The organism is Microbacterium sp. (genome assembly GCF_052099035.1).
In the GTDB taxonomy this organism is placed as follows: Bacteria; Actinomycetota; Actinomycetes; order Actinomycetales; family Microbacteriaceae; genus Microbacterium.
On sequence record NZ_JBQDSX010000034.1, the window covers coordinates 28,327 to 36,466 of the forward strand.

Genomic DNA, 8,140 nt, shown 5'->3' on the forward strand with positions numbered 1-8,140 from the left:
GGAATCGCCGGCGTTCAGACCGGCCTCGCGGCTGTGTGGACGGAGGCGATGCGGCGCGGCATCGCGCTCGAGACCATCCTGCCGCGGTTCACGACCGGTCCTGCCGCGATCGTGCGGCTCGCAGATCGCGGCGTCATCGCGCCCGGCGCTCCCGCGCACCTCGCGGTGTTCGACCCCGACGTTGAATACATCCTGCGCGCGGATGACCTGCAGTATCGCCACCGCATGTCGCCGTGGCAGGACGCACGCCTGCGCGGCGCGGTGACCGACACATACCTGCACGGCAGGCGCATCTGGACGCGTGAGACCGGCCTTACCGCACGGACGGGACAGGAGATCATCGCATGAGTATCGCCGATGACAATCACTACGGTGCCGCGGCGGGGGCCCCGGCGTTCGCCGATCTGCCGATTCTGAAACCCGGTGAGCGGCTGCCCGACGGGCTGCGGTACGTACCGTCCCGTCTCGACACAACCCTGTGGGGGCGGCTGCCGAGCGGCGCGGACGCACCGATTGCGACGGTCGCGAGCGGCGAACGGATCGTCATCGACACGCTGAGCCACGAGGGGATCCTCCCGGATCAGGGCCAGGACCCCGCACGGTTCTTCGCGGCGCACGGCGTCGCGCCCGATCAGATACTCGCAGACGCGATCGCGCTCGCCGCGCGCCCCCGTCACGACGACGCCGTCGACGGCCCGCACGTCGTGACCGGCCCGATCCGGGTCGAGGGCGCACGTCCCGGCGATCTGCTGCGCATCACGGTCGAGCGTCTGCAGCCGCGGGTGCCGTACGGCGTGATCTCGAGCCGGCATGGCAAGGGCGCGCTGCCGGGCGTGCTGCCGCGCAGCGGAACGACCGTGAGCGTGTTCACGCCGATCGAAGAGCGCGAGGGAGAGCTGGTGTGCACGCTGCCCGCGCGCGAGGGCGGACCGCGCGATGTCGCTTTCCCGATCGCGCCGTTCCTCGGCATCATGGGGGTCGCGCCGGCGGGGGACCAGCGCCCGCACTCGGTGCCGCCTGCGGAGTACGGCGGGAACATCGACATCAAGCTGCTGACGGAGGGCGCATCGCTCTATCTGCCGGTGCAGGTCGACGGTGCGCTCGCGTATGTCGGCGATCCGCACTTCGCGCAGGGCGACGGCGAGGTCGCGCTAACGGCGGTGGAAGGATCCCTGCGCGCGACGCTCGTGTTCGAGGTCATCCCGGCCGCACGGGCACGGGAGGAGTTCGGTGCGATCCGAGGCCCCCTCGTGCGCACTCCCGACTACCTCGTACCGACGGGGCTCGATCCCGACCTCGGCGAAGCGATGCGCAAGTGCGTCTCGGCCGCGATCGAGCTGCTCGCCGTGCGGTGGGGCATGGATGAGCACCTCGCGTATGCATACCTGTCGGCGGCGACGGACTTCGACATCTCGCAGGTCGTCGACGTGACGACCGGTGTTCACGCCCGTATTCGCGAGTCGGATCTTGCGGAGGTGCGCAGTGGTCGATTCTGACGCCGGCGCGATTCCTGGCACCGAGACGATGCCCGACGACCTGCTCGCGGCCTTCCTCGACTACGAGAGGGCGGTCGTCGAGAATGACCTCGATGCTCTCGACGACTGGTTCGCGTCGGGCGATGGCACGCTGCGCGGCGACGACTCAGGGCTGCTCGTCGGGCACGAGGCCATCCACTCGTTCCGTGCACTGCGGGGCGGGGTGCCGCCGCGCCGCATCGAACGGGTCGAGCACCGCGAACTCGCGCCGGACACGGCGCTCGTCGTCTCCGTGTCGCGTTTCGAGGTCGGCGGACGTGGCCTACAGACGCAGGTCTGGGAACGGACGGAGGAAGGGTGGCGCATCACCGCCGCACACGTGTCGCCTCGGCCCCGCCCGTTCGACCGCACGATTTGGCGCACGGTCGGCGACCCGATGTTCCAGGGCGCGTGGGACGGGCCGCTCGCGGGGCGCACCGTCGCCGTGAAAGACCTGTTCGCGATCAGGGGCTACCGCATCGGGGCCGGAAATCCCGCCTTCCTCAACTCCGCGCGGCGCGAGACGGCGACGGCGCCCGCCGTATCGGATCTGCTTCGAGCCGGCGCATCGCTGCGCGGCATCGCGCGCACTGACGAATTCGCGTACTCGATCGCCGGAGACAGCCCGCACTACGGCACCCCGCCGAATGGCGCGGTCCCCGGAGCGATCCCCGGTGGTTCCTCGAGCGGACCGGCCTCGGCCGTGGCCACGGGCCAGGCCGATATCGGCCTCGCGACCGACACGGCCGGATCCGTGCGGGTGCCCGCCTCGTACCAGGGGCTGTGGGGCCTGCGCACGACGCACGACCTCGTACCGCGGCAGGGCCTCGTGCCGCTCGCCCAGACGTTCGATACGGTCGGGTGGCTCACGCGCACGGGCGAGACGCTCCAGGCCGTGAGTGACTGGTGTCTGTCGCCCGTGGGATCCGACGAGAGCGCGCTTCCCGGGCGCTTCGTCGTTCCCGCCGAAGCGCTGCACGCGGTGGACCCCGCGACCCGCGCGGCCTTCGACGACCTGCTCGCGCGCCTGGGACTCTCCGTCGAGACCGTCTCGATCGGTGACCTCGCGGGCTATCACGAGCCGTTCCGCATCGTGCAGGGCGCCGAGTCGTGGCGCAACAACGGCGAATGGATCCGCGAGCATCCTGGCGCCGTCGGCGATGCGGTCGCCGCGCGCCTCCGCGCCGCGGCCGAGGTGACCGAGCAGCAGGAACAGGCGGCGCGAGAGACCCTCGCGGTGCTGAAGGAGCGGCTCGACGGGCTGCTCGCCGATGCGGTGCTCATCCTGCCGACCGTGCCCGGTCCCGCGCCGCTGCGAACCACGACGGCGGACCGCATCGACGCGGTCCGCACCGCCACGCTGCGACTGACGACCCCCGCGGCTGTGGCGGGGGCGCCCGCCCTCTCCGCGCCGCTGCTGACCGTCGGGCGCGCGCCCGTCGGTGTGAGCGTCGTCTCGCGTGCCGGGACCGACGCCGCGCTCGTGCGATGCGCGCGTCGCCTCGCCGCAACGATAGGAGTGGCGTGATCCGTGCCGCCGATCCTCCCCGTACGCCTGACAAGAAAGCATCCGAATGACTGTCCTGCCGCTCGACCCGCCCGCCCGCCTGCTGATGGGCCCCGGCCCCGTCACGGCATACCCGAGCGTGCTGCGGGCGATGTCAACGCCGCTCGTCGGCCAGTACGACCCGTTCATGACGTACACGATGGGCGAGGTGCAGGAGCTCTACCGGCGCATCTGGCAGACGACGAACGACGCGACGCTGCTCATCGACGGCACGTCCCGAGCGGGGATCGAGGCCGCCCTGTTCTCACTGATCCGCCCCGGCGACCGTGTGCTCGTGCCGGTGTTCGGCCGGTTCGGACACCTGCTGGCTGAGATCGCGGAGCGCGCGCTCGCCGACGTGCACCGCGTCGAGGTGGAGTGGGGCCAGGTCGTGCCGGTCTCTCTCATCGAGGAGGCCATCGCACGCGTGAAGCCGACGCTGCTCGCGCTCGTCCAGGGTGACACCTCCACGACGATGAACCAGCCGCTCGATGAGATCGGCGAGATATGCGAGCGGCACGGCGTGCTGTTCTACACCGACGCGACGGCGTCGCTCGGCGGCAACGAGTTCCGCGCCGATGAGTGGGGCGTCGATGCGGCCACGGCGGGCCTGCAGAAGTGCCTCGGCGGCCCCAGCGGATCCGCACCCGTCACGCTGTCGGACCGCGCGGTCGAGGTGGTCCGACAGCGCGTGCGCGTGGAGGCCGGCATCCGCGAGGAGGGCGACGAGTCGGCGAGCGACTTCATCCGCACGAACTATTTCGACCTCGGCATGATTCTCGACTACTGGGGGCCGCGGCGTCTCAACCACCATACCGAGGCGACGTCGATGCTGTACGCGGCGCGAGAATGCGCCGCCGTGCTCTTGAACGAAGACCGCGACGCAGTCATCGAACGGCATCGGCTCGCAGGCCAGGCGATGCTCGCGGGCGTCGAGGGCCTCGGGCTCGAGGTCTTCGGCGACGCGGCGCACAAGATGAACAACGTCGTCGCGGTCGAGATCCCTGGCACCGTCGCCGGCGACGCCGTGCGGGCCGCGCTGCTGACAGACTTCGGGATCGAGATCGGCACGTCGTTCGGGCCCCTGCACGGGAAGGTGTGGCGCATCGGAACGATGGGATACAACGCGCGCAAGGACGCCGTCATGACTACTCTGGCCGCGCTCGAGCAGGTGCTCCGCTCGGCGGGGGCGTCCGTCCCGGCCGGAGGCGGGGTCGAGGCAGCCCAGGACGTCTACGCCGGCGCCGTCGCATGAGTTCCCGGCGCACAGCAGCGATCGATGGCGCGGCGCTCTCAGCGGCCGCGCGGCGGGTCATGGCGCGCTGTGACGAGATGGCGCGCATCACCGCCGATGCCGGGGTGATCACCCGCGTATACCTCTCGCCCGAGCACGCTCGCGTCAACCGGCTCGCCGCGGAATGGATGCGCGAGGCCGGAATGACGACGTGGCTCGATGCAGCCGGAAATCAGATGGGCGTGCTGCCCGCCTCGGATCCTGCGGCGCCCGCGCTCATGCTCGGATCTCACCTCGACACCGTCATCGACGCGGGTCGTTACGACGGCATCGTCGGCGTGCTCATGGCGATCGAGGCCGTGCGCATGCTGCGCGTGCCCGCCGCGGATGGCGGGTGGCGCTCGCCGTTCCCGTTCGGGATCGAGGTGGCGGCGTTCTCAGACGAGGAGGGGACCCGCTTCGGTAAGGCGCTGCTCGGCTCCTCGGCCGTCGCGGGCACGTGGGACGACGCCTGGTGGGGTCTCGAAGATGGAGGCGGTGTCTCGCTGCGCGCCGCGTATCGTGAGTTCGGCCTCGACCCGGGGCGCGTTTCGGATGCCGCACGCCGGCCGGGACAGCTGGTCGGCTACCTCGAGGCCCACATCGAGCAGGGCCCGGAGCTCGACCGGCGCGGCGACGCGCTCGCGGTCGTATCGTCGATCGCCTCCGCGCGTCGGTTCGACGTCACGGTCGAGGGTGAGGCCCGGCACGCGGGCGGCACGCCTTACGACATGCGGCACGACGCGCTGCTCGGCGCGAGCGAGGCGGCGCTCGCGGTCGAGCGCATCTGCTCGGCCGGGCATCACCTCATCGGCACGGTGGGGCAGCTCGAAGCATTTCCCGGTGCCGTGAACGTCGTGCCCGGCGAGGCGCGGTTCAGCATCGATCTGCGCGGCGAGTTCGACGAGACCCGCGATGACGTCTGGCGCACGATCGAGAGCGACATCGCCGCGATCATGGCTCGGCGCGGTCTGCGGTGGCATGCTCGCGAGGTGCATTCCGCGCCCGCCGTGTTCTGCGATCCGCGCTTGCAGGACGTGCTACGCGAGGGCATCGCCGTGACAGGAGACCGATCCAGCGCGGATCCGGTGACGCTCTTCAGCCCCGCGGGGCACGACGGCATGGCGATCGCATCCGTCGCCCCCGTCGGCATGCTCTTCCTGCGCAACCCCGATGGAGTGAGCCATCACCCCGACGAGGCGGTCAGCGCGGCCGACGTCGCCGCGGGTCTCCGCGCGTTCGCCGAGGCGATCGCGCACATCGGCGCGTGATCACTCCGCGCGCCGAGAGGCGTGCCCCATGAGCGCGGCGACGAGCACGATGCCGCCCGCCACGACGAGTGACGCACCGAAGCTCGCGAGCAGCAGGATCCCCGCACCCGCGGCGGCGCCCGCGAGCATCAGTACGAGCGCGAGCAGTCTGCGCGCCCAGTTCTCGCCGGATCCGCCCGCAAGCCGAGAATCGGCGGCGAAGCCGGTGAGCGTGGAGGTGACGACGACCGTCGTGACGTCCTTGACGCCGAGGTGGCGCGCGCAGGCCGCTTGCGCCCCCATCGCGAGCCCGAGCGCGCCCGTGACGGAGAGCCCCCATGGTGTGTGTTCGACGGGGTGTTCGACGAGCGACGCGATCCCCGTCGCGAGCACGATGCCCGCGGCGACCGAGAACATGGTCGTCGTCCTGCCGCTCCATCCGCCGCGTGCGTGGCGCAGGACGCGTCCGGCGACCGCGGCACCGATGACGAACGCGATCAGCGCGATCAGCGGACCGACGATCGGTAGGTCTCTGGCGCCCGTGAGCGCCATGCCGAGGATGACGATGTTCCCCGTCATGTTCGCGGTGAATACGCGATCAAGGCCCATGTAGCCCGCCGCGTCGATCATTCCGGTCGAGAAGGTGATCACGAGCATGAGGACGAGGTGGCGTCGGGCGGGGGCGAGTCTGGTGAGGGGCACGTCGTATCTCCAGGTTCGCGTCGCACGGGAGGCGGCGACGATGGGTGGGTCAGCGATCGGCCCGGCGGGCGCAGCTCGACCATTGCCATTCGACACGCGTCGCGTTACGACCGTGACGGCTGCACGTGAACGGCGTGTAACGAGGAACAGGGGCGCGGACTGAGCGCCCGGATCATGCTTAACCTGCGGTTTCACCGTGGAAACGAGATCGCAACGCGGCGTGAATAGCGTCTGCCACATGACGACGACTCGCGATGTGAAGCCCGGCCGGTCTACGAACCGCGTCGATTCGATCCCACCCCTCGCGCGGCTCTTTCCGCTCGGCCTGCAGCACGTGCTCGCGATGTACGCGGGTGCGGTCGCGGTGCCGCTCATCGTCGGCGGCGCGTTCGGTTTCGAGGGCGCCGACCTCGCGTTCCTGATCAGCGCCGACCTGTTCGTCGCGGGGCTCGCGACGATCCTGCAGTCGGTCGGTTTCTGGCGATTCGGCGTGCGTCTTCCGCTCATGCAGGGCGTCACGTTCGCCGCGGTCGGGCCGATGGTCGCGATCGGCCAGAGCTATCCGATCACGGCGGTGTTCGGGGCGACGATCGCGTGCGGTGTCTTCATGCTGCTGATCGCGCCGTTCTTCGCGCAGCTGCTTCGATTCTTCCCGCCGATCGTGACCGGAACGGTCATTCTGATCATCGGGCTGTCCCTCATGGGCGTTGCGTCCGGATGGATCGTGTCGGGAAGCGACGACGGGTCTGCGTCGGGGGCGTCCCTCGCTTTCGCGGCCGGAACTCTCGCGTTCATCATCGTCGTCGAACGTTTCGCACCGCGGGGAATCGCCCGCATCTCCGTGCTGCTGGGGCTCGTCGTCGGAACCCTCGTCGCCTCATTCGTGCCGGGGATGGTCGATTGGTCCGGGGTGGGCGATGCGGCATGGGTCGGCTTCGTCACGCCGTTCCACTTCGGGGTTCCGACCTTCGAGATCGTGCCGATCATCTCGATGCTCATCGTGGGCATCGTGATCATGACCGAGACAACCGGCGACATGATCGCGGTCGGCGAGATCGTCGACAAGCCCGTCACCCGGCGCCAGCTGGCCGACGGGCTGCGAGCCGACGGCCTCGGCACGATCTTGGGCGGTATCTTCAACACCTTCCCCTACACGGCGTTCGCGCAGAACGTGGGCCTCGTCTCGCTGACGGGCGTGCGATCCCGATTCGTCGCGACGGCCGCGGGAGTGATCCTCGTTGTGCTCGGCCTCGTTCCCAAGGTGGCGGCGATCGTCGAGGGCGTGCCGTCGGCCGTTCTCGGCGGTGCCGGCATCGCGCTGTTCGGGATGGTCGCCGCGTCGGGAATCCGCACGCTCACGAAGGTGCGGTTCGATAACCGGAGCATCCTCGTCGTCGCGATCTCGGTCGGAGTCGCGCTGCTGCCGACCGTGTCGCCGAACGTGTACCACCAGATGCCGTCCTGGTTCCAGCAGATCTTCGATTCGGGGATCTCGGCGGGCGCTATTGTCGCGATCCTGCTGAACCTCGTGCTCGGCGGTTCGTCCCGTCGCGTCGGTGCGGATCCGGCGGTGGCCGCCTATGACGGTGTGCGTGGCGCAGCGGCCGTGGCGCTGATCCATCCGGCCGCCGTGGGCACCGGACTGATCCCCGTGACCGTGCTCGACAGCGAGGGGACGGTGTTGGACACGGTCGACGCCGAGGGACAGCCCGTCGCCGCGCACGTCGTGCTCGCGGAGCCGGCCGTCGAGCAGAAGGCATCGCCAGTGTTGGATGAGTGACGGTCCGCATCCGGCGGCGTTCGGATAACGACCGGCGGGGGAGTGGGCGGATACAGAGGCGGAGTTTCTAGACTG

Annotated in this window: 7 protein-coding genes; 6 read left to right on the plus strand and 1 reads right to left on the minus strand. The window is 70.2% G+C overall.

Annotated features, from left to right (window positions below; translation table 11 throughout):
• The 5 genes from ACTIAO_RS11390 to ACTIAO_RS11410 form a co-directional block, all read left to right on the plus strand.
• Positions 1-348, plus strand: a 348-nt coding sequence (locus ACTIAO_RS11390; protein WP_441906348.1) for an amidohydrolase family protein, incomplete at its 5' end; no start/stop codon positions are given.
• Positions 345-1,496, plus strand: a complete 1,152-nt coding sequence (locus ACTIAO_RS11395; protein ID WP_441896238.1) for an acetamidase/formamidase family protein — start codon at positions 345-347, stop codon at positions 1,494-1,496. The genes ACTIAO_RS11390 and ACTIAO_RS11395, both read left to right, overlap by 4 nt.
• Positions 1,483-3,042, plus strand: coding sequence for an AtzH-like domain-containing protein (locus tag ACTIAO_RS11400; protein WP_441906349.1), 1,560 nt, complete (start codon positions 1,483-1,485; stop codon positions 3,040-3,042). The genes ACTIAO_RS11395 and ACTIAO_RS11400 overlap by 14 nt, the downstream gene beginning before the upstream one ends.
• Positions 3,043-3,088: 46 nt before the next feature.
• Positions 3,089-4,315, plus strand: a complete 1,227-nt coding sequence (locus ACTIAO_RS11405) for a pyridoxal-phosphate-dependent aminotransferase family protein (RefSeq protein ID WP_441874421.1) — start codon at positions 3,089-3,091, stop codon at positions 4,313-4,315.
• A complete protein-coding gene (locus tag ACTIAO_RS11410) occupies positions 4,312-5,604 on the plus strand; it encodes an allantoate amidohydrolase (protein ID WP_441874423.1) in 1,293 nt (430 codons plus the stop codon). The genes ACTIAO_RS11405 and ACTIAO_RS11410 overlap by 4 nt, the downstream gene beginning before the upstream one ends.
• Here the strand turns inward: ACTIAO_RS11410 and ACTIAO_RS11415 are convergent, their stop codons facing one another.
• Complete coding sequence (locus tag ACTIAO_RS11415) at positions 5,605-6,285, minus strand: YoaK family protein (protein ID WP_441874425.1); 681 nt, start codon at positions 6,283-6,285, stop codon at positions 5,605-5,607.
• A gap of 238 nt (positions 6,286-6,523) precedes the next feature.
• On the opposite strand from ACTIAO_RS11415, the gene ACTIAO_RS11420 reads away from it, so the two are divergent.
• On the plus strand, positions 6,524-8,065 hold the full coding sequence (locus ACTIAO_RS11420) for a nucleobase:cation symporter-2 family protein (protein WP_441838531.1): 1,542 nt from the start codon (positions 6,524-6,526) through the stop codon (positions 8,063-8,065).
• Positions 8,066-8,140: the final 75 nt, after the last annotated feature.